This is a genomic window from Bradyrhizobium nitroreducens, assembly GCF_002776695.1.
In the GTDB taxonomy this organism is placed as follows: domain Bacteria; phylum Pseudomonadota; class Alphaproteobacteria; order Rhizobiales; family Xanthobacteraceae; genus Bradyrhizobium; species Bradyrhizobium nitroreducens.
Map to the genome: position 1 here is coordinate 573,834 of NZ_LFJC01000003.1, position 25,817 is coordinate 599,650.

General features: G+C 64.7%; 31 protein-coding genes and 2 tRNA genes. 22 read left to right on the forward strand and 11 right to left on the reverse strand.

Annotated features, from left to right (window positions below; translation table 11 throughout):
- Positions 1-199: 199 nt before the first annotated feature.
- The 3 genes from TSA1_RS02930 to TSA1_RS02940 all read left to right on the forward strand — a co-directional run bounded on the left by TSA1_RS02930 (position 200) and on the right by TSA1_RS02940 (position 1,914).
- Positions 200-703 carry a peptidase associated/transthyretin-like domain-containing protein gene (locus TSA1_RS02930; protein ID WP_100175029.1) on the forward strand — a complete coding sequence of 168 codons (504 nt, stop codon included), beginning with the start codon at positions 200-202 and terminating at the stop codon, positions 701-703.
- Positions 704-715: 12 nt separating this feature from the next.
- On the forward strand, positions 716-1,354 hold the full coding sequence (locus TSA1_RS02935; RefSeq protein ID WP_100175030.1) for a ferric reductase-like transmembrane domain-containing protein: 639 nt from the start codon (positions 716-718) through the stop codon (positions 1,352-1,354).
- Between the two features lie 83 nt (positions 1,355-1,437).
- Positions 1,438-1,914: a cyclic nucleotide-binding domain-containing protein gene (locus tag TSA1_RS02940; RefSeq protein ID WP_100175031.1), complete on the forward strand. Its 477-nt coding sequence runs from the start codon at positions 1,438-1,440 to the stop codon at positions 1,912-1,914.
- A 974-nt stretch (positions 1,915-2,888) separates the two neighbouring features.
- Here TSA1_RS02940 and TSA1_RS02955 read toward each other — a convergent pair.
- Together TSA1_RS02955 and TSA1_RS02960 are read right to left on the reverse strand one after the other, a co-directional pair.
- Entirely contained in the window at positions 2,889-3,239 is a 351-nt protein-coding gene (locus TSA1_RS02955; RefSeq protein ID WP_100175032.1) for a RidA family protein, read from the reverse strand.
- A gap of 62 nt (positions 3,240-3,301) precedes the next feature.
- A tRNA-Thr gene (locus TSA1_RS02960) sits at positions 3,302-3,376 on the reverse strand.
- A gap of 317 nt (positions 3,377-3,693) precedes the next feature.
- On the opposite strand from TSA1_RS02960, the gene TSA1_RS02965 reads away from it, so the two are divergent.
- The 5 genes from TSA1_RS02965 to TSA1_RS02985 all read left to right on the forward strand — a co-directional run bounded on the left by TSA1_RS02965 (position 3,694) and on the right by TSA1_RS02985 (position 7,703).
- Positions 3,694-3,882: a hypothetical protein gene (locus TSA1_RS02965; protein WP_100175033.1), complete on the forward strand. Its 189-nt coding sequence runs from the start codon at positions 3,694-3,696 to the stop codon at positions 3,880-3,882.
- 25 nt (positions 3,883-3,907) lie between these two features.
- Positions 3,908-5,614: an FAD-dependent oxidoreductase gene (locus tag TSA1_RS02970; RefSeq protein ID WP_430649792.1), complete on the forward strand. Its 1,707-nt coding sequence runs from the start codon at positions 3,908-3,910 to the stop codon at positions 5,612-5,614.
- Positions 5,615-5,739: 125 nt separating this feature from the next.
- Positions 5,740-6,048 (forward strand): EthD family reductase, encoded by a 309-nt coding sequence (locus tag TSA1_RS02975; RefSeq protein ID WP_100175035.1) that lies wholly within the window; start codon positions 5,740-5,742, stop codon positions 6,046-6,048.
- Positions 6,049-6,239: 191 nt separating this feature from the next.
- A complete protein-coding gene (locus tag TSA1_RS02980; RefSeq protein ID WP_100175036.1) occupies positions 6,240-6,749 on the forward strand; it encodes a hypothetical protein in 510 nt (169 codons plus the stop codon).
- A gap of 129 nt (positions 6,750-6,878) precedes the next feature.
- Entirely contained in the window at positions 6,879-7,703 is an 825-nt protein-coding gene (locus tag TSA1_RS02985; RefSeq protein ID WP_100175037.1) for an alpha/beta fold hydrolase, read from the forward strand.
- Positions 7,704-7,709: 6 nt separating this feature from the next.
- On the opposite strand, the gene TSA1_RS02990 is transcribed toward TSA1_RS02985, so the two are convergent.
- Positions 7,710-8,339, reverse strand: a complete 630-nt coding sequence (locus TSA1_RS02990; RefSeq protein ID WP_430649757.1) for a TetR/AcrR family transcriptional regulator — start codon at positions 8,337-8,339, stop codon at positions 7,710-7,712.
- Positions 8,340-8,423: 84 nt separating this feature from the next.
- Between TSA1_RS02990 and TSA1_RS02995 the strand changes: the two genes are divergently transcribed.
- From TSA1_RS02995 to TSA1_RS03035, 9 genes are all read left to right on the forward strand, one after another.
- Positions 8,424-9,362, forward strand: a complete 939-nt coding sequence (locus TSA1_RS02995) for an SDR family oxidoreductase (RefSeq protein ID WP_100175038.1) — start codon at positions 8,424-8,426, stop codon at positions 9,360-9,362.
- Between the two features lie 26 nt (positions 9,363-9,388).
- Positions 9,389-10,048, forward strand: a complete 660-nt coding sequence (locus TSA1_RS03000; protein ID WP_174718724.1) for an NAD(P)H-binding protein — start codon at positions 9,389-9,391, stop codon at positions 10,046-10,048.
- Between the two features lie 82 nt (positions 10,049-10,130).
- Positions 10,131-10,580, forward strand: a complete 450-nt coding sequence (locus TSA1_RS03005) for a DUF2948 family protein (protein ID WP_100175040.1) — start codon at positions 10,131-10,133, stop codon at positions 10,578-10,580.
- Positions 10,581-10,725: 145 nt separating this feature from the next.
- Positions 10,726-12,021, forward strand: a complete 1,296-nt coding sequence (hisD, locus tag TSA1_RS03010) for a histidinol dehydrogenase (protein WP_100175041.1) — start codon at positions 10,726-10,728, stop codon at positions 12,019-12,021.
- Positions 12,018-12,515 carry a UPF0262 family protein gene (locus TSA1_RS03015; RefSeq protein WP_100175042.1) on the forward strand — a complete coding sequence of 166 codons (498 nt, stop codon included), beginning with the start codon at positions 12,018-12,020 and terminating at the stop codon, positions 12,513-12,515. Before hisD ends, TSA1_RS03015 begins: the two co-directional genes overlap by 4 nt.
- Before the next feature lie 72 nt (positions 12,516-12,587).
- Entirely contained in the window at positions 12,588-13,055 is a 468-nt protein-coding gene (locus TSA1_RS03020; protein WP_100175043.1) for an arsenate-mycothiol transferase ArsC, read from the forward strand.
- A 204-nt stretch (positions 13,056-13,259) separates the two neighbouring features.
- Complete coding sequence (locus tag TSA1_RS03025; RefSeq protein WP_100175044.1) at positions 13,260-13,889, forward strand: Maf-like protein; 630 nt, start codon at positions 13,260-13,262, stop codon at positions 13,887-13,889.
- Between the two features lie 143 nt (positions 13,890-14,032).
- Positions 14,033-14,215, forward strand: coding sequence for a DNA gyrase inhibitor YacG (gene yacG, locus TSA1_RS03030; protein ID WP_100180940.1), 183 nt, complete (start codon positions 14,033-14,035; stop codon positions 14,213-14,215).
- A gap of 185 nt (positions 14,216-14,400) precedes the next feature.
- Positions 14,401-14,476, forward strand: a tRNA-Phe gene (locus tag TSA1_RS03035).
- 109 nt (positions 14,477-14,585) lie between these two features.
- On the opposite strand, the gene TSA1_RS03040 is transcribed toward TSA1_RS03035, so the two are convergent.
- From TSA1_RS03040 to TSA1_RS03055, 4 genes are all read right to left on the reverse strand, one after another.
- Complete coding sequence (locus TSA1_RS03040; RefSeq protein ID WP_100175045.1) at positions 14,586-15,713, reverse strand: Bug family tripartite tricarboxylate transporter substrate binding protein; 1,128 nt, start codon at positions 15,711-15,713, stop codon at positions 14,586-14,588.
- 251 nt (positions 15,714-15,964) lie between these two features.
- Positions 15,965-17,182, reverse strand: coding sequence for an SAM-dependent methyltransferase (locus TSA1_RS03045; protein WP_100175046.1), 1,218 nt, complete (start codon positions 17,180-17,182; stop codon positions 15,965-15,967).
- Positions 17,183-17,185: 3 nt separating this feature from the next.
- Positions 17,186-17,932 (reverse strand): DUF1365 domain-containing protein, encoded by a 747-nt coding sequence (locus TSA1_RS03050; protein WP_245448089.1) that lies wholly within the window; start codon positions 17,930-17,932, stop codon positions 17,186-17,188.
- 40 nt (positions 17,933-17,972) lie between these two features.
- Complete coding sequence (locus TSA1_RS03055) at positions 17,973-19,286, reverse strand: NAD(P)/FAD-dependent oxidoreductase (RefSeq protein WP_100175048.1); 1,314 nt, start codon at positions 19,284-19,286, stop codon at positions 17,973-17,975.
- Between the two features lie 167 nt (positions 19,287-19,453).
- Between TSA1_RS03055 and TSA1_RS03060 the strand changes: the two genes are divergently transcribed.
- Positions 19,454-20,260 carry a DUF1295 domain-containing protein gene (locus TSA1_RS03060; RefSeq protein WP_100175049.1) on the forward strand — a complete coding sequence of 269 codons (807 nt, stop codon included), beginning with the start codon at positions 19,454-19,456 and terminating at the stop codon, positions 20,258-20,260.
- 91 nt (positions 20,261-20,351) lie between these two features.
- Positions 20,352-20,753: a DUF2177 family protein gene (locus TSA1_RS03065; RefSeq protein WP_100175050.1), complete on the forward strand. Its 402-nt coding sequence runs from the start codon at positions 20,352-20,354 to the stop codon at positions 20,751-20,753.
- 28 nt (positions 20,754-20,781) lie between these two features.
- Here the strand turns inward: TSA1_RS03065 and TSA1_RS03070 are convergent, their stop codons facing one another.
- The 4 genes from TSA1_RS03070 to TSA1_RS03085 all read right to left on the reverse strand — a co-directional run bounded on the left by TSA1_RS03070 (position 20,782) and on the right by TSA1_RS03085 (position 22,951).
- Complete coding sequence (locus TSA1_RS03070) at positions 20,782-21,084, reverse strand: hypothetical protein (RefSeq protein ID WP_142249798.1); 303 nt, start codon at positions 21,082-21,084, stop codon at positions 20,782-20,784.
- Positions 21,085-21,103: 19 nt separating this feature from the next.
- Positions 21,104-21,688, reverse strand: a complete 585-nt coding sequence (locus tag TSA1_RS03075; RefSeq protein ID WP_100175052.1) for an RNA polymerase sigma factor — start codon at positions 21,686-21,688, stop codon at positions 21,104-21,106.
- Positions 21,689-21,767: 79 nt separating this feature from the next.
- Positions 21,768-22,409: a ChrR family anti-sigma-E factor gene (locus tag TSA1_RS03080; RefSeq protein WP_100175053.1), complete on the reverse strand. Its 642-nt coding sequence runs from the start codon at positions 22,407-22,409 to the stop codon at positions 21,768-21,770.
- On the reverse strand, positions 22,406-22,951 hold the full coding sequence (locus tag TSA1_RS03085; RefSeq protein WP_100180941.1) for a sigma-70 family RNA polymerase sigma factor: 546 nt from the start codon (positions 22,949-22,951) through the stop codon (positions 22,406-22,408). Before TSA1_RS03085 ends, TSA1_RS03080 begins: the two co-directional genes overlap by 4 nt.
- Before the next feature lie 301 nt (positions 22,952-23,252).
- On the opposite strand from TSA1_RS03085, the gene TSA1_RS03090 reads away from it, so the two are divergent.
- The 3 genes from TSA1_RS03090 (at position 23,253) to TSA1_RS03100 (ending at position 25,696) form a co-directional block, all read left to right on the forward strand.
- Entirely contained in the window at positions 23,253-23,501 is a 249-nt protein-coding gene (locus TSA1_RS03090) for a hypothetical protein (protein WP_100175054.1), read from the forward strand.
- Positions 23,502-23,612: 111 nt separating this feature from the next.
- A complete protein-coding gene (locus tag TSA1_RS03095) occupies positions 23,613-24,110 on the forward strand; it encodes a hypothetical protein (protein ID WP_100180942.1) in 498 nt (165 codons plus the stop codon).
- A gap of 218 nt (positions 24,111-24,328) precedes the next feature.
- Entirely contained in the window at positions 24,329-25,696 is a 1,368-nt protein-coding gene (locus tag TSA1_RS03100; RefSeq protein ID WP_210421880.1) for a toll/interleukin-1 receptor domain-containing protein, read from the forward strand.
- Positions 25,697-25,817 lie beyond the last annotated feature (121 nt).

Sequence of the window (25,817 nt, forward strand, 5' to 3'; positions counted from 1 at the left end):
GGAGGGGCCGCGCGAGAATGCGCGTCTGCGGCATCACATGTAGTGTCGGGAGGACACTGTTGTCCTACAGTTTGGGCGGCGACGCCATCGTTCACAACACTGTTATTGCGACCTTAGGCGCCTGTCGTCGCAACTGTGCGTTTCACGCCTGTTGTTGTAGCTTGCGAAAGCAACTGCCCCGTCGCCGGGAGGAACCGACATGACTACCGTCCTGCTCAACCGCCGGGGTCTCCTCGCTGCCGGCGGGTCCGTCCTCGCAACCGGAATTTTGGCGACCGGCATTCCCGGGCTCCTGCTGCCGGCCCGCGCCGACGGGCTCGCGCCCACCGAGTCGATGTCGGGCGGGGCGAACAACTACCGCAAGGGCGCGGCGATCGTGGAGCGCATCGGCAAGGGCGGCTTCTGGATGAGCGGCACCGTGCGCCGCGCCGGCGATGGGGCGCCGCTCGCAGGCCAGCGCATCCAGATCTGGGCGCACACGGTCGAAGGCCAGGAGCACGAGCCGCAGAGCCATGGCGCCACGCTCACCGACAAGGACGGCAAGTTCCGGCTCGAGATGCCGCAGATCATCCCGATCTTCGGCCAGCCCCACGGCCACCTCGCCTATGACAGCGGCGAGTTCAAGACAGTGTTCCTGCGCCCGGTGATGCGCAGCGCCAAGGAAACCAGCCTAGAGGCGCACTTCGTGCTGCAGCCGGCCTGATCGGCCCAGCGCATGACGGGGTGGCGATCGGCACGGGTGATCCTGATCTGGGTTGCCCTCGCGTTGGCGCTTGGCGTGCCTGTCGCGCTGGCTGCGACCAGCGAGCAGCTCGCCTGGCGCGGGCCGGTCTACATTCTCGCCGGCTTCGCCGGGATCCTCGCGCTCGCGCTCGTGCTGGTTCAGCCGCTATTGATCGGCGGCTATCTGGCGCCGCTGTCGGCCTACCGCGGACGGCGCGCCCATCACTGGATCGGCGGCGCGCTGGTGCTGGCCGTGGTGGTTCACGTCGCCGGCCTCTGGATCACCAGCCCGCCCGATATGATCGACGCGCTGACCTACACCTCGCCGACGCCGTTCTCGCCGTTCGGCGTGACCGCGATGTGGGCGATCTTCATTGTCGCACTGCTGGCGTCCCTGCGCCGGCGGCTACAGCTGCGCCCGCGAACCTGGCGCTTCATTCACATGCCGCTCGCCATCGTCATCGTCCTCGGCAGCGTGGTCCATTGCCTCCTGATCGAGGGAACGATGGAGACGGTCTCCAAGGCCGTGCTGTGCGCCGCGGTTCTCGCGGCGACCATCAAGGTCATGATCGACCTGCAGGTATGGCGAAAGCGACGAACGCTGCGCGGGGAAAGTGTCGTGCGGCAATAGGCTGCGGAGTCGTGAGCTGCGGTTCTCTCCACGCTCACGCCGCTCATCTTGCTGCAGTCAGCGACGCGGCGTAACCTCGCGCCATGACCGTCACCGCCCCTGATCTGAGAGCGTTCCTGCTCGCGACGCCGTTCTTTGGCGGGCTTTCGGACGGAAGCCTCGACCTCCTGATGTCGATGCTGGCCGAGCGCCGCTTCGAGGCAGGCGCGACTGTCGTGGAGGAGGACGAGCCGGGACGTTCGATGTTCATCGTCAAGTCCGGCCGGCTCGCGGTGAGCAAACGGACGAGCGCAGGCAGCGTCATCCCGATCTCCGTTCTGCAGCCCGGCGACTTCTTCGGCGAGATGACGCTGATCGAGATGCAGAACCGCTCCGCCACGGTGGTCGCGGAGGCGCCGACGGTGCTGTTTGAGCTGACCGCCCAGAATCTCTACGCCTGCTACAAGGCCGACATCCACGCCTATGTGATCGTCCTGCAGAACGTCAACCGCGAGCTGTGCCGGCGGCTGCGCCGGGCGGACGATCGGTTCGCGCGACGCGCAGCGGATAACGACAATTGATGATGCGTAGTGCGTAGGATGGGTCGAGCGAAGCGAAACCCATCATGCTTCGGCACCAGATAAACCCGCGATGGGTTTCGCTCCGCTCGACCCATCCTACGAATTTGGTCCGGCTACAGCAGCGCCATCGAGTGCAGCGAGTTTCTATGAAGGCCGAAGGCAACGATGCCGGAGAGAAGCAGCGCAGTCCCAGTCACGATCAAGAAAAGCGCAAGCACGATCGGAGCCCCTGGTTCGTCATCAATGACGAGCACGATAATGGATAAAATTTTACCGACAATCGAAAGGAAGCATTAACCTTACCCGCGTCGGCCCGTCGGGCAAAACACCCCAATTCCGTCAAGCCCTTCCTGTGAAAATATTCCACTTTACCGAAATTCGGATTCGCGGCATATTCCCGCCATCCCGGCCCAAGGAGAGGGGCGATCGTACGTCGCAACGAATGTGGGCTGGGTGGCGGTGGGACGCGGCTGCGTCGGGCACGGCAAGGCGGGACCAGGGCGGGTGATCCTCGTGAAGTCCTTCTCCGTGTGACGAACGGCGCAGTGGCGTACGGCTAAACCATGTGGTCCTGGCTGTCGTTGCTACAGCCAAGCCTTCGCGAAGATGCAGCGGCCAACCGGATGCGGTGCATCGCCTTTCGCGGACGTGACGGAGGCCAGAAGGAATTCGGCTCCGGGGAGAGCAGGCATAGGCCGTCAAACCATCGCGCAGGGAAGGCCGGGTGTTTTCCGGCCCACCTGTTCTCCGCCTGCGCATTTGCGTGTGCAAATTTTTCGCGCAGCGGGTCATGGGTGCCAGCCGGCACCCGGTCTTCCCTGCGCCCTCTTCACAAGAGAGGGCGAAAGAGAAGAGCAAAACTCGGGCGATTCACGCCGCGAGAACGCCGCTTCATGTTTGGAACACCGAATGATCGCGCGCTCTTGCGCGAACACAAATCGACCGCGCGCTCCCGCTCCGCCGGTGTCGCCTGCTCAGCGACAGGCGGCGATTGCCGTCAGCTCCAGCTTGACGCCCGGGCCGAGATCCGCAACGCCAACAGCCGCACGCGCCGGCAGATGGTCCGCGGTGAAATAGCGCTTCCACACCTCGTTGAACGCCGCCTTGTCGGCGAGCTCGGCCATGAAGATCGTCACCTGCAGAACGCAGGAGAGATCGGAGCCGGCGCCATCGAGCAGCGTCTTCAGCTGGCGCAGCACATCGTCGGCCTGGCCAGCCATGTCGAGCGCCGCATCTTCAGGAACGATGCCGCCGAGATAGAGCACGCCGTTATGCTCGACGATCTCGTGGAGCAGTCCTTCGTAGGGCAGGGAACGTGTGATCACGATGGCATCCGTGGATATTGCGGGCTCGCGGGCCGGCAGAAAGCTTGCAGTGAGGGGAAAAATGGTGCTGCCAGACAGGATTGAACTGTCGACCTCTCCATTACCAATGGAGTGCTCTACCACTGAGCTACGGCAGCATGTGCTGGTGAAGAATCGGGCGCCCGAGGGGCCCTGCCAAGCGGGCCGATATCTGCCACAAGCCCCCCTCCTGCGCAAGCTTGCTCGGCCGGTCAAAACGAGAAAATCGGGCCGATATCGAGGCCAAAATGCTCGTTTTGGCTCGAAACGGCCCACTTCGCGCTGATTCGAGCTCCGCTCATCCCCGCCAACTGGCCAGGTGGCCAAGGGGGCGGATTCGGTCCATTTCGAGTTTCGCACGATCGGATCGCGAGAGGCCTCTTGAGCTGCCGCATTCTCCGGGCATGTTATCGCCGATGGCAGTATCGGACCCGCAATGACTGACGAGAACGACAAGAGCGCGACCCAGGCGAAGACGTCCCGCGACGAGCGGTTGAAATCGGCGCTGCGCGAAAACCTCAAGCGGCGGAAGCTGCAGGCGCGCGAACGCGCCGCAAGCGGCGAGCCCTCGCCAAACGACGAGGGTTCCCTAAATGAGGGGGCCGCCGGCAAAGCCGGCACTTAGCAGATTGGAATGAGCGAGAATGACGATGGGGCAGGACGGACAGCAACCAAGCGGTGATGACGCGATGATGTCGCGGTTCACGCGCCCCGAACAGACCTTTCCAGCGCTGACGCCGGCCGAGATCGAGCGGATCAGGCACTTTGGCGAGGTCCGCCTCTATCGGGACGGCGAGTTCCTGTTCGAAACCGGCAAGCCGGGGCCGGGCATGTTCGTCGTGCTGAAGGGCCATGTCGCCATCACCCAGCGCGACGGGCTCGGTCACGTCACGCCGGTGATCGACCAGGGGCCGGGGCAGTTCCTGGCAGAGCTCAGCCAGCTCTCGGGCCAGCCGGCGCTGGTCGACGGCCGCGCCGAGGGCGATGTCGAGACGCTGCTGCTGCCGCCGGACCGGCTGCGCGCGCTGCTGGTCGCCGAGGCCGAGCTCGGCGAACGCATCATGCGCGCGCTGATCCTGCGCCGGGTCAATCTGATCCAGGGCGGCATCGGCGGTCCCGTGCTGATCGGCCCGTCGAACTCCGCCGGCGTGGTGCGGCTGCAGGGCTTCCTCACCCGCAACGGCCAGCCGCATCATCTGCTCGATCCCGCGCGCGATCGCGACGCCGCCGAGGTCATCGCGCGCTATTCGCCCAAGCCCGAAGACTGGCCGCTGGTCGTCGCCGCCAACGGCACCGTGCTGCGCAATCCCAGCGAGACCGAGCTTGCCCGCGCCATCGGCATGATCGGCGGCGCCACGGATGGCCGCATCTACGACGTCGCCGTCGTCGGCTGCGGACCGGCCGGGCTCGCCACCGCCGTGTATGCGGCCTCCGAAGGATTGTCTGTGGCCGTGCTCGACATCCGCGCCTTCGGCGGCCAGGCCGGCACCAGCGCGCGCATCGAGAATTATCTGGGCTTTCCGACCGGCATTTCCGGCCAGGCCCTGACCGCGCGTGCCTTCACCCAGGCGCAGAAATTCGGCGCCGACATCATGATCCCCGTCACCGTGAAGTCGCTCGACTGCACCCGCAGGGACGGCGCGTTCTCGGTGGCGCTCGACGGCAGCGATGCCTTGCGCTCGCGTTCGGTCGTGGTCGCGAGCGGCGCGCGCTATCGCCGGCCTGACATTGCAAACCTCGACAAATTCGAGGGGCGCGGCGTGTGGTATTGGGCCTCGCCCGTCGAGGCGAAGCTCTGCGCCGGCGAAGAGGTCGCGCTGGTCGGTGCCGGCAATTCGGCCGGCCAGGCCGCCGTGTTCCTGTCGGGTCACGCCAAGAAGGTCTTGATGATCATCCGCGGCGGCGGCCTGGGCGCCAGCATGTCGCGCTATCTCATCGAGCGCATCGAAGCGACGCCGAACATCGAATTGATGTTCAACACCGAGATCACCGCGCTCGAGGGCGACGAGGCCGCGCTGCTGCGGCGCATCCGCTGGAAGAGCCGGCTGTCCGACGACGAGGATTCTGCGGAGATCCGCAATCTGTTCCTGTTCGTCGGCGCCGATCCCGCCACCGCCTGGCTCGACGGCTGCGGCGTGACGCTCGATCGCGGCGGCTTCGTCGTCACGGGCGCGCAGTCCGAGCAGAACCAGGGCCGCCTCGTGGCGCCGCTGGAGACCTCGGTGCCCGGCGTCTATGCCGTCGGCGACGTCCGCTCCGGCTCGGTCAAGCGCGTCGGCGGCGCCATCGGCGAAGGCGCCCAGGTCGTGGCCTCCCTGCACGGCTATCTCGGCGACGCCGCAAAACCGGCGCTTTAGTCGAGCAGAAGACAAGCAGTTGGCAAGACGAATGGGACTTGCCATCTTGCCGCGCCCCACAGACTATCGCCTCGTCGCGAGGCCAATCGCGCGCGGAAGAACAAAGATTCCCAAGGGAGGACTAAATGGCCGAACTCGTCGTGCTCTACAAGACGCCCAAGGATGCTGCCGCCTTCGACAAGCATTATGCCGAGACCCACATTCCGCTCGCCAAGAAACTTCCCGGCTTGAAGAAGTACGCTGTCAGCACCGGCGCGGTCGGGTCCCCCGCCGGGCCGTCAGGGATTCATCTCGTCGCCATTCTCACCTTCGACAGCGTGGGCGACATCCAGAAGGCCTTCGGCAGCGAAGCGGGCAAGGCGGCCGCAGGCGACGTGCCGAAATTTGCGAGCGGCGGTGCCGATCTCCTGATCTTCGACACCAAGGAAGTGTGAGACTTCGATTCGACTTTCGTCGAGAACTGCCGCCGTTTGTGACAGCGGTGCAAAAAATTCAGCCATGCGTTTGTCGATTCGCACGATGACGCATGGCTGCGCACATGCATGTGACGACAACGCAGATGGTAATCGCATGAGGACCGTAATACGACTCTGCCGAATCTCAACGGAGAGTTAGGAGAGATGCCATGGTCCTTGGCTTGAGCCTGCCCGCCTTCACGATGGTCCATGTCGTCATCAGCCTGATCGCCATCGCCGCCGGCCTCGTCGTGATGTTCGGCCTGCTCGGCTCGAAGTCGATGCCGGGCCTCACCGCGATCTTCCTGTCGTTCACGATCCTGACCAGCGCCACCGGCTTCCTGTTTCCGTTCAAGGAGCTGCTGCCCTCGCACATCATCGGCATCATCTCGCTGGTGCTGCTCGCGATCGCCTGCCTCGCGCTGTACGGCATGAAGCTCGCGGGCGTCTGGCGTCCGGTCTACATCGTGACGGCGATGATCTCGCTCTATTTCAACGTCTTCGTGCTGGTGATCCAGTCGTTCCTCAAGGTGCCGGCTTTGGCCGCGCTCGCGCCGGCGGTGGCGCCGGCGCCGCCGTCGGGCCCGGTGTTCGCCGCGGTGCAGGGCATCGTGCTGGTGTTCTTCGTCGTGCTCACCGTCGGCGCCTGGCGCCGCTTCAAGCCGATGGCGTTTGCCTGATCACACGATTCTCAAGATCCCGGTCGATGCGAGGCGTCGCATTCGAGATCTCGCGCAACTATCTGCGCAACGTCGGTGCGTGTTTGTTCACGCGCAACACAAACCCAGTTTCACTGAAAGAGAACGATCATGCCCATCATCACCACCAAGGACGGCGTCGAGATTTTCTACAAGGACTGGGGCAGTGGCCAGCCGATCGTGTTCAGCCACGGCTGGCCGTTGTCGGCCGACGACTGGGACGCGCAGATGATATTCTTCGCCAACAACGGCTATCGCGTCATCGCCCATGACCGCCGCGGCCATGGCCGCTCGTCGCAGGTTTCCGACGGCCACGATATGGATCATTACGCCGACGATCTCGCGGCCGTCACCGCGCATCTCGACCTCAAGAATGCCATCCATGTCGGCCATTCCACTGGCGGCGGCGAAGTCGTGCACTACATCGCGCGCCATGGCGAGAGCCGGGTGGCGAAGGCGGCGATCCTCTCCGCCGTGCCGCCGCTGATGGTGCAGACCGCGGCCAATCCCGGCGGCCTGCCGAAGAGCGTGTTCGACGATCTGCAGAAGCAGCTCGCCGCCAGCCGCACGCAATTCTATCGCGATCTCCCCGCCGGCCCGTTCTACGGCTACAACCGCCCCGGCGCAAAGCCGTCGGAAGCGGTGATCCAGAACTGGTGGCGCCAGGGCATGATGGGCGGCGCGAAGGCGCATTACGACGGCATCGTCGCGTTCTCGCAGACCGACTTCACCGAGGATCTGAAGAAGATCAGCGTGCCCGTACTGGTGATGCACGGCGACGACGACCAGATCGTGCCCTACGCCGATTCCGCGCCGCTGTCGGCCAAGCTGCTCAAGAAGGGCATCCTGAAGACCTACAAGGGCTTCCCCCACGGCATGCCGACCACGCACGCCGAAACCATCAACGCGGACCTGTTGGCGTTCTTCAGGGAGTAAGGCACCTCACGTCAAGATCGCCCGGATCGCATCGAAGGTGCGCTTGACGAAGGCCTCCGGCTTCTCGCGCGCTCCGTCGCCGATCCAGCTGTCGCCGCCGACGCGCATCGCGCCGGTGGCGATCATGGCGACGAGCCGCGCCTTCTGCCGGTCGGACCTGGTTCGGCCGCGCTGGGCAAGGCCCTCGGCCAGCGCGCGCTCGATCGTCTCGTATTTGAGCTGATCGCGCGCCTGCAGCGCGGGATTGTCGCGCTTGAGCCGCGACATCGCGGCGGCTTCCGCGGGATCGAGCCGCTTGACCACTGCCGCGATCGCATTCTCCGCGGCGGTCAGCATGGATTCGTCCGCTGGCCGCGCGACCACCTCGTCGACCAGCGCGCTGGCGGCATTCTCCTGCCAGGCGGTGACCACGTCCTCCTTGGACGCGAAATAGTGGAAGAAGCTGCGGCGCGACACGTTCGCCGCAGCCGCGATGTCGTCGATGGTCGTGGCTTCGAAGCCGCGCTCCAGGAACAGCGTCATCGCCGCCCTTGTCAGCCGCGCGCGGGTCTGTTGCCGCTTGCGCTGGCGCAGCCCGGTGACATCAGGGGCTTTTCCCTTCGCGGGCAATTTCCGGGCAACCTTCGAAGTCTTCAAATTGTGTCACCTCTTGCAAAGTTGCACCAAGTGCACATTTAGAGCGATCGCGGGCCTCGTTCCAGCCCCGGACGGAGATCTGGCATGACCGACTGGACCACGGCAGACATCCCCTCGCTCGGCGGCAAGACCGCCGTCGTGACGGGAGCGACGGGCGGCCTCGGTTACGCGACGGCGATGGCGCTGGCGGGCGCCGGTGCCATTGTCATACTCACCGGACGCAACGACGAAAAGGGCCTGCGGGCGATCGAAGGCATTTGTGCGCGGTTCCCGGGCGCGCTGATCGCCTACGAGCCTCTCGACCTCGCCAGCCTTGCCTCGGTCGCCGACTTCGCCCGCCGCTTTGCCGCCGGCAACGAGCAGCTCGATCTCCTCGTCAACAATGCCGGCGTGATGGCGCTGCCGAAGCGGCGAGAGACCGAGGATGGTTTCGAGATGCAGCTCGGTACCAACTATCTCGGCCATTACGCGCTGACGGCACGCCTGCTGCCGCAGCTTCGCCGGGCGACAGCGCCGCGCGTCGTCAATCTCTCCAGCCTTGCGCACCGCTCCGGCGCGATCGATTTCGACGATCTGCAAGGCAAGCATTCCTATCGTCCGTGGCGCGCCTACAGCCAGTCCAAGCTGGCGATGCTGATGTTTTCGCTCGAATTGCAGCGTCGCAGCGATGCGGCAGGCTGGGGCGTGAGGAGCATCGCCGCCCATCCCGGCTTTGCGCGCACCGATCTCATCGCGAACGGCCCGGGCGCCAACACCTTCCAGTGGCGGGTCGGCCGGCTGCTCCAGCCGCTGTTCAGCCAGTCCGCCGCCGAAGGCGCACTACCGACGCTGTTCGCTGCAACCTCCCCCGCGGCGGAGCCCGGCGGCTATTACGGTCCGAACGGATTCTACGAAATGAAGGGGGCACCCGCGGCGGCGAAGATCATGCCGCACGCGAAGGACTTGGCGGTCGCCGCCATGCTGTGGGATGTCTCGGCGACGTTGACCGGTATATCCTTCGACGAAATCGCGGCCGCGGCATGAGCCGCGGATCCGGCGGGGACATTCCGATGAAGGTGATCATCTTCGGTGCGACCGGCATGGTTGGGCAGGGCGTGTTGCGCGAATGCCTGGTCGATGCCGGCGTCGACCGCGTGCTCGTCGTCGGCCGTAGCCCGACCGGCGTGCGCAACGCCAAGCTCGTCGAGATCATCCACCACGACTTCCTGGACTATTCGGCAATCGAAGCGCAGCTGACCGGCTACGACGCCTGCTTTTTCTGCCTCGGCGTCTCCTCGATCGGCATGAGCGAGGAACGCTACCGCCATCTCACCTATGACCTGACGCTTGCGGCGGCGACGACGCTGGCGCGCCTCAATCCGCAGATGGTGTTCACCTACGTCACCGGCGCCGGCACCGATTCCACCGAGCAGGGTTCGCGGATGTGGGCGCGGATCAAGGGCAAGACCGAGAACGATCTGCTCAAGTTGCCGTTCAGGGCCGCCTACATGTTCCGGCCCGGCGCGATCCAGCCTTTGCACGGCGCCCGTTCCAAGACCGCCTGGGTGCAGGCGGTCTATACCGCAACCGGGCCGCTCTGGTCGGTGCTGCGCCTGATATCGCCGCGGCTCGTCACCTCGACCGAGCAGATCGGCCGCGGCATGATCCGCGTCGTCCGGGAAGGGTATCCGCGGAAGGTGCTGGAGATGGCGGATATCAATAGCCTCTAGCCGGCCGGTCCGTTAGTTTGTGCGGAAATATCGCGGCCTGCGCGCGTTGAGGCCTGTCCACTCCGAAGGAGAAGCGTCGGCGATGTCGCCCCAGCTCAAACTGATCGCCCTCGACGCCGACGATCTCGCCGTGATCTCGACCCATGTCCAGGACGCCCGTGTCCAGATCTCCGACATCATCTGGCGGCAGGCCGAGAAGCGGCTTGTGGTCGGGATGAGCCGGCTGGACTGGGAGCAGACGCTGGAAGGGCAGGCCGAGCCGCGCCGGCTGGTTGCCGCGCTCCGCTTCGACCGCGTGCTCGCCTGCAAATCGCGCAACATCGACTTGGGCGCTCCCGACAAGGTCCTGGACCTCGTCGGCATCGAGTTTCACCCGCGGGACGGGCGCGAAGCGGAGCCTGGCGGCAGCGCCCTGCTCTTGTTCGCGCAAGGCGGCGCCGTCCGGCTCGACGTCGAATGCCTGGAATGCGAGCTCACCGACCTCGGGGCGGACGCGCTGGGAACGGGCGTGGAGATCGAGGGGAAGCTGTGAGTTTGCCTGTATACCAGCCGCACCGTCCCGGGGCCTGCGCCAGGACGGCGCCTTGCGAGGGTTGACGCCGCTTCCCCGCCGCGCCATTGAGCAGGGGCCCGGTGCGCCAATCCGCCCAAAAGACCATCCAGAAGCCAAGCCAGACATGCCCGTTCGTCTCGACCGCAGCAGCGCCGATTTTGACCAGCGATTCGCGGCCTTCCTCGCCGCCAAGCGCGAGGTCTCGGCCGACGTCGAGGCCGCCGCACGCGCGATCGTCGACGACGTGGCCAAGCGGGGCGATGCCGCGCTGCTGGAGGCCACCGCCAAGTTCGATCGCCTGAAGCTCGACGCATCCGGCCTGCGCGTGACCGCTGATGAGATCGAGGCCGCGACCAAGGCCTGCGAGCCTGCGACGCTGGATGCGCTCAAGCTCGCGCGGGACCGCATCGAGACCTATCACCGCCGGCAGCTGCCGCAGGACGAGCGCTTCACCGACCCGCTCGGCGTCGAGCTCGGCTGGCGCTATACCGCGATCGAATCCGCCGGCCTCTACGTGCCCGGCGGCACCGCGGCCTATCCGTCCTCGGTGCTGATGAACGCGGTGCCCGCCAGGGTCGCCGGCGTCTCGCGCCTCGTGATGGTGGTGCCCTCGCCCGACGGCAAGCTCAATCCGCTGGTGCTGGCGGCGGCGCATCTCGGCGGCGTCACCGAGATTTACCGCGTCGGCGGCGCGCAGGCCGTGGCCGCGCTGGCGCACGGCACCGCGACGATCGCGCCGGTCGCAAAAATCGTCGGCCCGGGCAACGCCTATGTCGCCGCCGCGAAGCGGCTGGTGTTCGGCAAGGTCGGCATCGACATGATCGCGGGTCCCTCCGAGGTGCTCGTCATCGCCGACGACACCGGCAATGCCGACTGGATCGCCGCCGACCTGCTGGCGCAGGCCGAGCATGATGCCAGCGCGCAGTCGATCCTGATCACCGACTCCGCGCGCCTCGCCGCCGACGTCGAAAAGGCCGTCGAAGCGCAGTTGAAGACGCTGCCGCGCGCCGCGATCGCCGGCCCCTCCTGGGCCGATTTCGGCGCCATCATCTTGGTGAAGAACCTGGCCGACAGCATTCCGCTTGCGGATGCGATCGCCGCCGAGCATCTCGAGATCATGACCGTGGATCCCGATGCGCTCGCCGCAAAAATCCGCAACGCCGGCGCGGTGTTCCTCGGACCGCATACGCCCGAGGCGATCGGCGATTATGTCGGCGGCTCCAACCACGTGCTGCCGACGGCGCGCTCGGCGCGATTCTCCTCGGGCCTGTCGGTGCACGACTTCATGAAGCGCACCTCGATCCTGAAATGCGGCCCGGATCAGCTGCGTGCGCTGGGCCCGGCCGCGATGACGCTCGGCAAGGCGGAGGGGCTAGACGCCCATTCGCGCTCGATTGGATTGCGCCTCAATCTGTCATGACAAAGCCGCCCGAACAGGACGACTCCAACAATCGCATCGTCGCGGTCACGCTTGACGAAGACTCGATCGGCCGTTCCGGCCCCGACATCGAGCACGAGCGTGCGATCGCGATCTACGATCTGATCGAGCAGAACCTGTTCGCGCCCGACGGCGCCGAAGGGAAGGGCCCGTTCACGCTGCATCTCGGCATCACCGGCAACCGTCTGATGTTCGACATCCGCCGCGAGGACGGCACGCCCGTCGTCGCGCATCTGTTGTCGCTGACGCCGTTCCGGCGGATCGTGAAGGACTATTTCATGATCTGCGACAGCTACTACCAGGCGATCCGCACCGCGACCCCCGACAAGATCGAGGCCATCGACATGGGCCGGCGCGGCATCCATGACGAGGGATCGCGCACGCTGCAGGAGCGGCTGAAGGGCAAGGTACGGGTCGACTTCGAGACCTCGCGCCGGCTGTTCACGCTCATCACTGTCCTTCATTGGAAGGGTTAAACGCGCATGATCCCGAAAAGTGGGAACCGGTTTTCGGATCGGATCATGCGCAAGACCAAAAGAGCGTGAGCGATGGCTGCGCCGCCACGCGCAAGCAATCCGCAGTCCGTGCTGTTCGCCTGTGCGATGAACAGCGTGCGCTCGCCGATGGCCGAGAGCCTGCTGCAGCACATGTTTCCGCAGGGCCTCTACGTGAAATCGGCCGGCGCCAGGAAGGGCGAGCTCGATCCGTTTGCCGTTGCCGTGATGGCCGAGCTCGGCCAGGACATCTCCGCCCACAAGCCGCAGACCTTCGAGGAGCTGGAGGATTGGGAGGGGCTGAATTTCGACCTCATCATCACGCTCTCGCCCGAGGCGCATCACAAGGCGCTGGAGCTGACGCGGACGCTCGCCGCCGACGTCGAATACTGGCCGACGCAGGATCCCACCACCATCGAAGGCAGCCGTGACCAGAAGCTCGCCGCCTATCGCGAGGTCTGCGACCAGCTGATGATGCGCATCCGCCGGCGGTTTGCGAAGGTCGGTGCGGCGAGCGGTTAGTCTCGTGCCCCGGACGCCTCTTCTCCCTCGCCCCGCGTGCGGGGAGAGGCGAAGAAGGCGTAACACCGGCGTCACAGACCGCAGGCACACGAATCTCGGCATCTCCTCGAATCACCAAACCTCGGGTTCCCGGGTTGTGAAATCAGCCCCCTTCCGATAGGTTCCGCGCGCAATTCACCCCTGTTTCATCCCCCAAATCACCTGATGCTCGGCCGCCCCAAATTCGTACTTGCCTCCGGTTCGCCGCGGCGCCTGTCGCTGCTCAACCAGGCCGGCATCGAGCCGGACGCGCTCCGGCCGGCCGACGTCGACGAGACGCCGAGGCGGGGCGAGCTGCCGCGTGCCTGCGCCAATCGGCTCGCGCGGGCCAAGGCCGATGCGGCGCTCAAATCAGTGCAGCTCGACGACGAGCTGCGCGGGGCCTTCATCCTCGCCGCCGATACGGTGGTCGCGGTCGGCCGCCGCATCCTGCCCAAGGCCAATCTGGTGGACGAGGCGGCGCAGTGCCTGCGGCTGCTGTCGGGTCGCAACCACCGCGTCTACACCGCGATCTGCCTGGTCACGCCGCGCGAGGCGTTTCGCCAGCGCCTGATCGAGACCCGCGTCCGCTTCAAGCGCCTCTCGGAGGACGACATCCAGGCCTATATCGGCTCCGGCGAATGGCGCGGCAAAGCCGGCGGCTATGCGGTGCAGGGCATCGCCGGCTCCTTCGTGGTCAAGATGGTGGGGTCCTACACCAACGTCGTCGGCCTGCCGCTCTACGAGACAACGACCCTGCTTGGCGGCGAGGGCTTTCCGATTCGCTTCGGCTGGCTCAACGCCACCACCGTCTGAGCCGAACGCCTCGGCTCGACAAAATCGCGAAAACAACCCCATGCACAGTAGAATGGCCTGACGGCGCGCATGCGCCTCCTCCCGAGGAACCCGTTTGCCGCCAGGCTCTTGAACCCCTTCACCCCGTGCACGCCGCCGACATCATGGACGACCAGGTCAAAAAGCCCGTAAGCCCGCTCAAAACCTGCCCGATCTGCGGCAAGCCGCAGTCGGAGGCGACCCGTCCGTTCTGCTCCTCGCGCTGCCGCGACGTCGATCTGAACCGCTGGCTGAAAGGCTCCTACGTCATCCCCGGCCGCGACGACGACGTGGATGATGTCGAATAGTAAATAATATCAATGGCTTGATCCAACGATCGAGCGGCCGCGCGCCGGCCGCGGCAACGCGGCCGCAGCTTGTGCACAGCCGGGCCGCGCCCGGCGAAGCCTCTTGGCGAAGCCGGGTGGACAGGCCGCCCCGAGCCCACTATAAACCGCCCGCTCGATGGGCTTTGGCCCCTCTCTTGGAGCACGCCCAGGTAGCTCAGTTGGTAGAGCATGCGACTGAAAATCGCAGTGTCGGTGGTTCGATTCCGCCCCTGGGCACCATTTCTTGGCCTTCCAATACAGAATAGCGAACAACCCTTGCGCGGCTTCGCGATCGGCCGGCGCCACGCCCACGGCCACTCCCTCGCGTGCGCGATGTAGCGCGCCGGCGCTAATGCGCGGCGATGCCGGCGCTCTCGATCACCCGCTTGTAGCGTGCGGTCTCCGCGACGATGAACGGGCCCATCTCGGCCGGCCCCTTGTCGGCGATCGACACCTGGCCGTTGCTGGCGAGGTCCGCGACGATGCCGGGGTCGGCGAGCACGGCGGTCAGTGCCTCGGAGAGCCTGTCCACGATTCTCGGGTCGGTCCCCGCGGGGACCGAGACCCAGGTCGAGCCAACGCTGACGGCGTCGGGATAACCGGCCTCGAGCACCGTCGGCGCGTCGGGCAGCGCGGCCAGCCGCGCCGTGCCGGTGGTGCCGAGCACCTTGACCTTGCCGGTGTCGATCAGCGGCCTGAGCACGGCGAGGTAGTCGAAGGAGACGTCCAGGATGCCCGACATCATGTCGGTCATCTGGCTCGAGCCCGACTTGTAGGGTACGTGGGTCAGCTTGATGCCGGCGGCCGCCTGGAACATCTCGCCGGCAAGGTGCTGGGCGGTGCCCGGGCCGGGAGAGCCGAAATTGACCTTGCCCGGGTGAGCCTTCGCGTAGGCGACGAACTCGGCCAGCGTGCTGTAGGGCGCTGCTGCGGTCGCGACGAGGATCTGGTTGGCCGAGCTCACGCCGCGGATATGGACGTAGCTCTTGAGTGGGTCGTAGTTGAGCTTCGTCATTCCCAGATTCGGCTGGATCGTCATCGGTCCGCCGGAGGCGTAGAGCACGGTGTAGCCGTCCGCTTGCGCCCGGGCCACGAACTCCGTCCCGATGGTCCCGCCGGCGCCGGGTCGGTTCTCCACCACCACGGGCTGCCCAAGCCGCGTCCGCAGCAGCTCCGCGATCTTGCGCGAGACGAGGTCGGTGACGCCGCCGGCCCCGAACGGCACCACCCAGGTGATCGCGCGGTTCGGCCAGGATTCCGCGGCTGTCTGAGCCCCCGCGGCGCCCGCCTGGAGTGTCAGCATCGTCGCGACGACGAGACACAGGAGCGTCCGCGTCAACGGCGATCGAGGGCGACCGCGCAGGTCGTTGCGCGCGCCAAATCCCGCGGCCGGGCCTTGCGCACCGCCGGCCACCGCCTGCCGCGAGGATTGATGACAGCCGCGCTGCCACGACAGGACGACGAGTCCGAATTCCATGGATGCAGTCCCCCCTCGTTGCAGCGTGGCCGTTCATGGCCATGTTGACCGAAGGCTACAGACTCGAGTCTCTTGCAACCATTGGCGCAGTCCGAGCATCTCTTTTGCAGAATATGAAAAGATCGATCGCGCACCATTTGCCGAGGCCAGCACGTCGATGACGACGGTTATTGCCCGGGACGCCATTTCTCCGAGCCCACGGCAGATGACGATGACCTGCAGCCTTGCAGCCAGCGGTGCTGCATGGCCGGTTACCCCCGCCGCGCAAACACCAACTGCCCGACGTCGATCTTCCCAGCCCTGAACCCTGCCTCGCAGTAGCACAGATAATATTCCCACAGGCGGCGGAAGGCCTCGTCGAACCCGAGCGAGGTCAGGTCGGTCCAGGCGCGGCTGAAATTGTCGCGCCAGAGTGAGAGCGTCTTGGCGTAGTCCTGCCCGAAGACGCGCTCGCGAATCACGGGCATCTCGAAGCGCTCGCCGAGCGCGCGCAGGATGTTGGTCGACGGCAGCATGCCACCCGGAAAGATGTATCTCTGGATGAAATCGACACGCTGCCGATAGCTGCCGAAGAGCTCGTCGCGGACCGTGATGGCCTGGATGCCGGCGAGGCCGCCGGGCTTCAGCCGCTGATTCAGCTGGTTGAAATAGGCTGGCCAGAACTGCTCGCCGACGGCCTCGATCATCTCGATGGAGGCGATACGGTCGAAGCGACCATCCTGGTCGCGATAATCCTGCAAGCGGACCTCGACCTTCTCGGCCAGCCCGGCCTCGAAGATCCGCCGCCGGGCGAAGTCATGCTGCTCCTTGCTGATGGTGAGCGCCAGGACGTTGGCGCCATGAGTCTTGGCAGCGAATTCGGCGAAGCCGCCCCAGCCGCAGCCGATCTCGAGCACGCTCTGGCCGGGCTGCAATTCGATGGCCTTGGCCAGCTGCTCGTATTTGTGCTGTTGCGCGGCGGGAAGGTCGGCCGTGCCAGCCGAGAACAGGGCCGACGAGTAGGTCATGCTGGAATCGAGCCACGCCGCGAAGAACTCGTTGCCTAGGTCGTAATGCCGGTGGATGTTATGCCGCGATCCCTGCCTGGTGTTGCGGCGCAGGCGATGCAGCGCCTGCCGGCACAGGCGGACCAGCATGTTTCCGGCAAAGGCGCTGTCGACCAGATCTTCGTTGAGACAGAAGACGTAGAGAAGCTGGGCGAGATCGGGCGTGGTCCAGTCGCCGCGAATGTAGGCCTCGGCCATGCCGATATCGCCGCCGATGACGAGGCTGCGCGCGAACCTGTAATTGTTGAGCTCGATCGTGGCGGACGGACCCGGGAGCTGGCCGCGCAACGTGACCATTCGCTGGTCGGGAAGGCGCACGTGAACGGTGCCGCGCCGAAGCTGCGATGCGAGGCGCAGCGCCAGTCGGGCGAAGAACGGGACGTCGTCAAATCGAACGGCTTGATGCGTGGCTGCGAGGTCCATGGTCTAGATCTCACGTTGTTTCAAACGAGGCACGTAGGGAACACCTTTGAGCCAGAGCCGCATCGCTTGCCAGTGAATGGCTGCGATCACCTTGAATGTCAGGAAGGGCAGGCCGACGAGCGCAGCCGACAGGGATCGGCCGGTCAGGGCACGGCGTCGCCCGCAGAAGGCCGCCGCAAACATCGGGCCTTGCGCGCCGCTCTGCAGAATTCTGACTTTCACATCCTGCTCGGGCGAAGACACGCTGAAGCGATAATGCGTCTCCATCGCCATGAAGGGCGAGACGTAGAATGCCTTCGCCTGGCGTTGTCGGATGGTGCCGTCCGCGGCGCCCTGCACCGGCAGGACGTAGGAATGCATCTCGCCGAAGGTGTTGCGGACCTCGTAGATCAACAGGGCGGGATCGCCGGACGCGCCGTAGCAGAAATAGATCGACAGCGGGTTGAACACGTAGCCGAGGATCCTGGGATAGCAGAGCAGGAGCACGCGGCCTCCGGAGAGGTCGATGCCGCGTGCCGCGGCAAGGCGTCGGGCGTATTGGCTGAGGCCGCCCTTGCCGTCACCGTGATCGCGCTCGTGGAAGCTGAAGGGCGCGGCGCGATTGATGCCGAACAACCGGGATTGGCGATCCGCTTCATCGAGCCGGTCGAGGTCGATCAACAGGTTCATCACGCGGTAGGTGAACCTGTGCTGCACGGGCCGCCATCGCGCGTGCATCACCTTCCCCCAATAGAGCGCGGCGGGCGCCATCGCATCCTCCGCTCTGGCTGGTTTGGTTTGGACCATCGCCCTACTCAGCGGCCTCGGCCAGCAGCGGATCCGGCTGACGCCACGGAGTCTCGCTGCCGAGTGCCTCGGCAACGGAAATGCCGGCCTGCAATCCATCCTCGTGAAAGCCATAGCCGGTCCAGGCGCCGCAGAACCAGGTTCGACGACGTCCCTGGATTGCGGGGAGCCGTCGTTGCGCCGCGAACGCCGCCAGGTCGTATTGCGGGTGGGCGAAGCTGAATTTTCCAAACGTCAGGTCGGCTGCCGGCTCGAAAGGAGGGTTGAGGCTGACGAACAGCGGCTTGCGGTCATCTATGCCTTGCAGCCGGTTCATCCAATAGGTCACCGCGACGTCATTCTGGGCGGGCGTTTGCCGCGGCCATCGCAGGAAGTTCCAGGATGCCCAGGCCTGACGCCGCCGGGGCATGAGACTGCGATCGCGGTGCAGATAAATGGTGTTCGGGGCATATCTGATCGCCCCGAGAATGGAACGCTCCTGCGCGTCGGCATCCGACAACGCTGCCAGGGCCTGATCGCTGTGACAAGCCATCACCACGGCGTCGTAAGTCTCCACGCCGCCCTGACTGTCACGGACGGTCACGCCATGCCCGGTGCGGTCGATCGATGTCACCGCGCAGCCAAGCCGCATGTTGTGCTTGAACGAAGCGGTCAGCTTGTCGACATAGCGCCGGCTGCCACCCTCCACAGTCCGCCAGCGCGGCCGATCGAGGTGGAGGAGCCGGTGGTTGTCGAAGAAGGCGACGAAGTTCTCCGCCGGAAAGGACAGGATGTCATCCGATGAGGACGACCAGATGGCTGCCCCCATCGGGCCGAGATAGTCGGCGAACAGGCGCGGCCCGAATGATTCTCGGCGCAGATACTCGCCGAGCGTCAGGTCGCGCAGCCGGCCGGCACGCAGATCGGCTACGGCCTGCCTGTTGAACCTTGCGACTTCCGCCAGCATGCGAAAGTAGGACGGCGATGCGAGATTGCGCGGTTGCGCGAACAGGCCGCAGGCGGTCTGAAAGGCGGTTTCGCCGCCACCGCGCCATTCGAACCGGCCGTGATCGGCAGACAAGGCGAAGCTCATGCACGTCTCGACCGTCTTCACGCCCAGATGCGTGAACAACGACGTCAGTTGCGGATAGTTCGTCTCGTTGAACACGATGAAGCCGACATCGACGTCGATGGGGTCGCCGTCATAGTCGATCCGAACGGTGTGGCTATGCCCGCCCGGCTGCAGCTCACGCTCGTAAACGGTGACGGCGTAACGTTTCGACAGGAGCCATGCGGCAGCATTGCCGGCAATACCCGTCCCGATCACGGCCAAACGCATCCTCTTTCGCCCCCATTGCGGTACCGTCAGCGGCGGTTCCTGAAGCAATCGTGAGGAAACGCCGGGCGAGATGGCCTGGATCACCTGTCGTCGTCGGAAACCCGCTGCCGAGGGCGAAACTATGGCCCGGCCGTGACGTATCGACAGAGGTCAATTCGGGTGGAGACATGATCCTGCTCTACGTTCAGGCGATAGGCTGCATTGCACTGGCCCTCTGCCTCCTGATGGCGCTGGCCTGGGTCGTTCAGCAGCGCACCGGCAATTCCGGCTGGGTCGATGCCATCTGGTCCTACGCGACCGGCCTCGTCGGCGCGGCGGCGGCCTTGTGGCCGCTCGACGAGGGGACACCGGCCCGCCGGGTGCTCGTCGCGGGGCTTGTGCTGCTTTGGTCGGTGCGGCTCGGGTCGCACATTGCGCGCCGCTCCGCGGCCGGGATCGACGATCCCAGATATGCGAACTATGCGCGCCAATGGGGGCCTGACGCCCCTCGCCGGATGTTCCTGTTCCTGCAGTCACAGGCGCTGGTCTCGGTGCCGCTGCCGTTCGCCGTCTTCCTCGCCGCGCACGCGCCGGAGCCTGGATTGCGACTGCAGGACTATGCCGGGATCGTCATCATCTTGGCGGCCGTCGCCGGCGAGGCGCTGGCGGACCGGCAATTGCGGCACTTCAAGCGCGATCCGTCCAACGCCGGCCTTGTCTGCGATGCCGGCCTTTGGCGCTGGTCGCGTCATCCGAACTATTTCTTTGAATGGCTGGGATGGCTGGCTTACCCGGTCATCGCGTTGTCGTCGGGCTATGCGTGGGGCTGGGCCAGCCTGGCGGCTCCGGCGATCATGTACTGGATCCTGGTCCACGTGACGGGAATACCGCCGCTCGAGGAACAGATGCTGCAGTCGCGTGGTGACCGGTATCGCCGCTATCAGGCCCGGACCAGCGCATTCTTTCCATGGCCGCCGCGACGGGCACTGCGATGAGTGTCCGATGTGATCCGCCGCGGCTTCCGGATCGTTAATCTGGCGGCGTTTCGACAAGCCGGCCGGATGCAGCGCGACGGGAAACACGGATATGACTCTTTTCTTGATCTATCTCGCGGTGGCCGTGACCTTCGTCGCTGTCGACATGGTCTGGCTGACGATGATGGTCGACAGGCTGTATCGGCCGGTGCTGGGCGATATGTTGCGGGCCGAGCCCAATTTGCCGGCCGCGGCGGCGTTCTATCTGTTGTATCCCGTCGGCTTGATCTGGTTTGCCGTGCTGCCTGCGCAGCAGGACGGCGGCGCGATGCGTGCGTTCACGTCGGGCTTGATGCTCGGCTGCTTCACCTATGCGACCTATGATCTGACCAATCAGGCGACGCTGCGCAACTGGTCGACCGGATTGACCCTTGCGGACGTTTGCTGGGGATCGTTCCTCGCCGGCATCAGTGCCTGGATCGGATTTCTTGTCGCCCAAAAGCTGGCGCACTGAGCCGGCGCGACCATGCGTGCCGATCACGTCAGGTGGATGTCCCGCCTCCGAGCCGATCAAACGCTGCTCTCGTCTCCGCGATCTGGTCGGACAAGCGTTTGAAGGCAATCCGGGCCTGCAGCTTCGACTCCTCGTCGAGCATGAGGCTTGCGAGATCGACCAGTTGATCGCCCATGCGCTCCATGATGGAGAGCAGCCGGTCGATGCCGGCTTGAGGCTCGTCGGCGACGAGGCGTTCAACCTCTCTCACAATGGCTTCGAGCCTTGCGGTCGAGGAGACCAACCGGTGGTCGCGCCCGCGCTCGGGAAATTCGATGATCTCTGCGTCCATGCGCGCGCTCTCGCCGGCTTCAGGCCGCGGCCGATGCGGCAAGGCAATCCTTGCGCATCGCCACGATGGTTCGGTGCAGCCAGGTCTTGATGGTGCCGACCGGCACACCGAAGCGCCGGGACAGGCTCGCGCGGCTCTCGCCTTCGAGATAGGCCAGAGCGACCAGCCTGCGGCGCTCTTCCGGCAAGCGATCGAACGCGCCGCGGGCAATGGGTTCTGCGCTGGCGTAATCGAAATCCTCCGCCGGTGACGGCTCGGCTGCCGTCGGGACCAGCAGCGCCTTGTCGAGCTCGACACTGGGCTGTCGCCTGGTCCTGAGATGATCGATCGCGGTGTGCCGGACGATCGCGGACATCCAGGCCGTCGCAGGGGCCCGTGCGGAATCGAACCGGGCCGCATTGCGCCAGATCTTCAAGAAGCTGTCCTGGAGGATGTCATCGACATCGTGCGGCGAGGCGCCGACGGCCAGCGCGATCCGGCGCAGCCTGCCGCGTGTCAGCGTATGGAGCTCGGCGAAGGCACGTGTCTCGCCTGCGGAGACGCGTGCCAGAAGTTCCGGCAATCTCTCGCTTCCTGGCTGACCTGGCGGGCTAGAACAGGCCATGTCCTGTCTCCGTTGCGTTTCTCAGAAAACGCTCCGGACGTGCGCGCGGATCACCCGGCGTGAGGAAGACGAAGCAGAATCAGAGCCGGACGAACGGCCCGATCAGTCGGCCGAGGAAACCGTTCATGCGCAGGTCGCCGGTCATGGCGACCAGACAGACGCATGGGCCTTCCTCGCCAACGATCGGGCGATGATCGACCTCGTCGTCGCCGTAATCGAAATCCCCTGGACCGAAGCGTCCGCCCTCATGGCTGAAGCTGCCCTCGAGCACGAGCGTCAGCTCGGTGCCGGTATGCGTGTGCTCGAGCATGCGCGAGCCCGGTGCTGACCGCAGCAGGAAGGCGCGCGCCTGGCCCGAACCGGAAAGCTCGATCGGTCGCAGGCTGAGACCCGGCGCGACACGCCGGCGCTTGCCGATGCGATATCTTCGCAGTGCCGGCGGAAGATCAGGGTCCGTGGTGGACGCAGGGGGAGGGGCCGCCGTCTCTTGCGGAGACTCGTGGATTGCCGACATCACGCGGGCGAACGCATCGGGTGCGATCGGCGCCGGCTCGACATCCTCCAGCGCTGCTCCCGCGAGGTGCTCGACGGCCTGCACGAAGCGGGCGCACCGCGCGCAGCCGGCCACGTGCACGCCTACGACCAGTTGGTGGGCCTCTTCCAGCTTGCCGGCCGCGAAATCGGCCAGAAGATCTTCCGGCGGATGATGGCTGATCGTCATGCGTCTTCGTCCAAAATGTCTCGCAACCGGTTCATCGCCAGCCTGATCCGTGACTTGACCGTGCCGAGCGGAATCCCGAGCGCGCTGGCGATCTCCGGATGCGCCCTTTCCTCGATGAACGACATCCTCACCACCATGGATTGCTCTGCCGAGAGTTGCTTGATGGCCGAGGAGATCCTTGCCGCGTCCTGTCCGCGCGAGATCAGGACGTCGACCGCCTCGGCTTGATCCGGCTCGTCAGGCAGCTCGGAACCGGCCTGCAGGCGGTCTGCCCGTGCCCTGCGGCGGAACGAGTCGATCCGCAGATTGCGCGCGATCGTAAATATCCAGGCTGGCGCGCCCGCTGTCCCAGGATCGAACTGGTGGGCCTTCCGCCACACGGCGATCATGGTATTCTGGGCGATCTCTTCCGCCTCGTCCGGGCTGCACCCGGCCTTGAGCATCAGCCCCTTGATGCGGGGCGCGAAATGCTCAAATAGCCGTTTGAAAGCCTCCCGGTCTCCGTCGGAGGCGACGCGTCCGATCAAATCAGCCCAGTCCACCTTTGCCTTCGGCCCTTTGCTCGCACCAATCGACAGCCGCGCTGCCACCCTCCGGGGTAAAGCAGCCTCAGCCCGGATTGGCATCTCTAAAGCCCGGATAGCAGCGATCATAGCGCCTCGACAAGCGACCTCTCCGGCTGAAAACGACCGAGGCCGGCCGCCGGATCACTGCGGAACGTCCATTTGTTCCGTGTTCCCCGACCGTCTGCCGCGGACGCGGGTTAGCCTTGGCACCCTGCTTGCTCAGTCTTGACCAAAGTCAGGCCTCGATGGAGAGGCCCGTTTCAGGTTGAGGCAAGCGATGCAAGAAGTGTCCCGTTCTGGTACTGCCGGCGAACATCGGCTCGATGCGCTGATCGCCGATTTGTGGTGGCGCGTTCGGCTCTTGAATACCGACATTCTCGAAGAGGAAGCCAAGTCGGGGGTGTTCGACGTGCACCAGCCGACCTATCCGCTGCTCGCGCAAAACCTGCGCGCGCGACGCGACAATCTGGTCTCCACGATCGGCGTGCTCGAGCAACGCGCGAAATCGGTGTCGGAAGCGGCTTGATGCGATGAGAGTGGGTTGTGAGATGGCGTGCTGCAACTAGAGAAAGAACCTGATATCCTCCCTTCTGGGGTACCGAATTGACGGATCCCCCGTATTTGGAAGGACATGGTCATGACGTTGTCACGCTTTGTTGCCCGTCCCGCCGTCGCTATCCCATCGATTGTCCTGCTGCTGTGCGGCCTGAGCGGCACGGCCATGTCTCAGCCGACGCCCGCCGACACCCAGCTTCCCGGCGTCACGGTCGAGGCGCCGAAGCAGATGGCGAGACCTCACAGGCCGGCGCATCGCGCAACTGCCCGCAGCATCAGGGGCCTCGCAACCTCGCTGGCCCCGGCACCGGCTGCACCGAACTCGGATGTCGCGAAGCTTGCCAAGCTTGCCGCCACGACGAACAACTGCGTCGGCGGCTGCCAGTCGAGCTTCAAGACGGGCGACAAGCCCTGGGTCGGCTGCAGCGCCACGGGCGGCGTGTACTCCGCAACATGTCGCAACGTCGGCAACTACAAGAGCTACGATGAGTGCAAGGAAGCCGGGCGCGTCACCGGCTGGCGGTCGGGTGAGACGTCGGCGTATTGCAGCAGCGTGGCGTTGGCGGCGGGCTGGCGGTGACGCAGGGCGATCGATACGGCGGGCGGCATCCTTGAATTCGGACGAGCAAGGTGACATTCGGGTTCAAGAGGCTGCCACTCGCCGCGTATAAGCTTCGCCGAGGCTAGCTGCTGTGGCAGAATGCACAGTCAAATTGGGTGTCTGGCTCACTATTTCTCTCATCTGAGGGAGACTCTGATACCATGCCAACTGTTTGCTATTCTTAGTGGTGGGCCATTTTGCTGCACGATGTATTCATCTGCCATGCAAGCGAGGATAAGAACGACTTTGTTCGGCCTCTTGCGGAAGCACTTCGAGCGCGTCATCTCGAAGTTTGGTATGATGAGTTCTCGCTCCAGGTTGGGGATAGCCTGAGGGCGGCGATTGACCGAGGGTTGGCCAACTCCCGGTTTGGAGTAGTTGTGTTAAGCCCCGCCTTCTTTCGCAAGCGTTGGACCCAGCGCGAGCTGAACGGTTTGGTCGCGCGAGAAATGCATGAAGGGCGTGAACTCGTCCTCCCCATCTGGCATAACATTGGTCCAGCCGAGATCATCGAACATTCGCCTCCCTTAGCTGATGTGCTTGCTGCCAACTCTTCCACCGGCCTGGAGCGTGTAGTCTCCGAGCTGTTGAGGAGGCTACGGCCGGACAATAGCCCGTTGCTAGTCGCGCGCGACTTCTTGATTGAAAAGGGGGTTGTTCCACCCATCGTCACAGACGAATGGTGGCTCAACATCGTCGAATTTAAGGAAAGCCAGCTGCGTTTTCCCGACCTTAATTTGGCGTATCGATGGATTTTCCCGTTGCCGCATGATGCTCCCGACTATGGGGAAGAACGCGGCATTAACATCGCGTGGACTGCATTGCAGCTGGATTGGTTGAGTGAGGTTGAGCACGAAGGATATTGTCAGCTGACGCATCCCGAGCGCGTGCACACCTATATTCGAAAATGGCCGGGGCTGTTTGAGTGTTGTCGCGCAAATCCCGAGCTTCTAGCCCTCTACGCGCCTCAACTCACAATTCCAGGCTATGATGATGGCTTCGCAGATGTGCTAGATGCTTCTTTGCAATTGCCCTACCAAGAAGCGCTTCACTTCTTTCGTTACAGTCGAGCGGAAACGCTTGACGCTGGCGAGCCGCTCTGCGGCGATGCGCTCGCATGGAGGCATCCCGGATTGGGTAATTTTTCCGATGGCGAGCTGGCTTACTCGTTCGTACACGCGCACACACATCACTACACACGCGAGTTTCATACTGGGTTCACTTGCCTGATCTGGCTCCTCGCCGATGCTTCAAATTGGCTTCCAGACTGTGTCCGCTCGCGTCTGTTGAACGGGATGCGAACGAATTCCTTCGCTTGGATCGGCACAGGTAATGTTATTAATAGCGAAAACGAGTTTCATCGAGCGCTTCTGAAGGCCAATAGCAGGTTCAAGTTTTCTCGGAGCATCATGGCAGATCTTGAAAGCTTGATTGACGAATCTCTCAAGTCCCTAAGTCTTTCGGAGCGATCCGCGGAAATTAGCCGCCGGTTCATCAAGTATGATTTTATTGGCGGCTATTACGATCAAAATAGAAGACTGAGAGAAGGCAGAAGAGGCGGCTAGATGTTCTCCGCATCCCGTTTGGCAGTCGCATAACGGCTTGACAGCGACCGCGAGATAGTATCGCTGCGCGACGTTTGTGTTGCCCGAGCAGGTCGCGCGTTCCGCTCGGTCTGGATTGGCT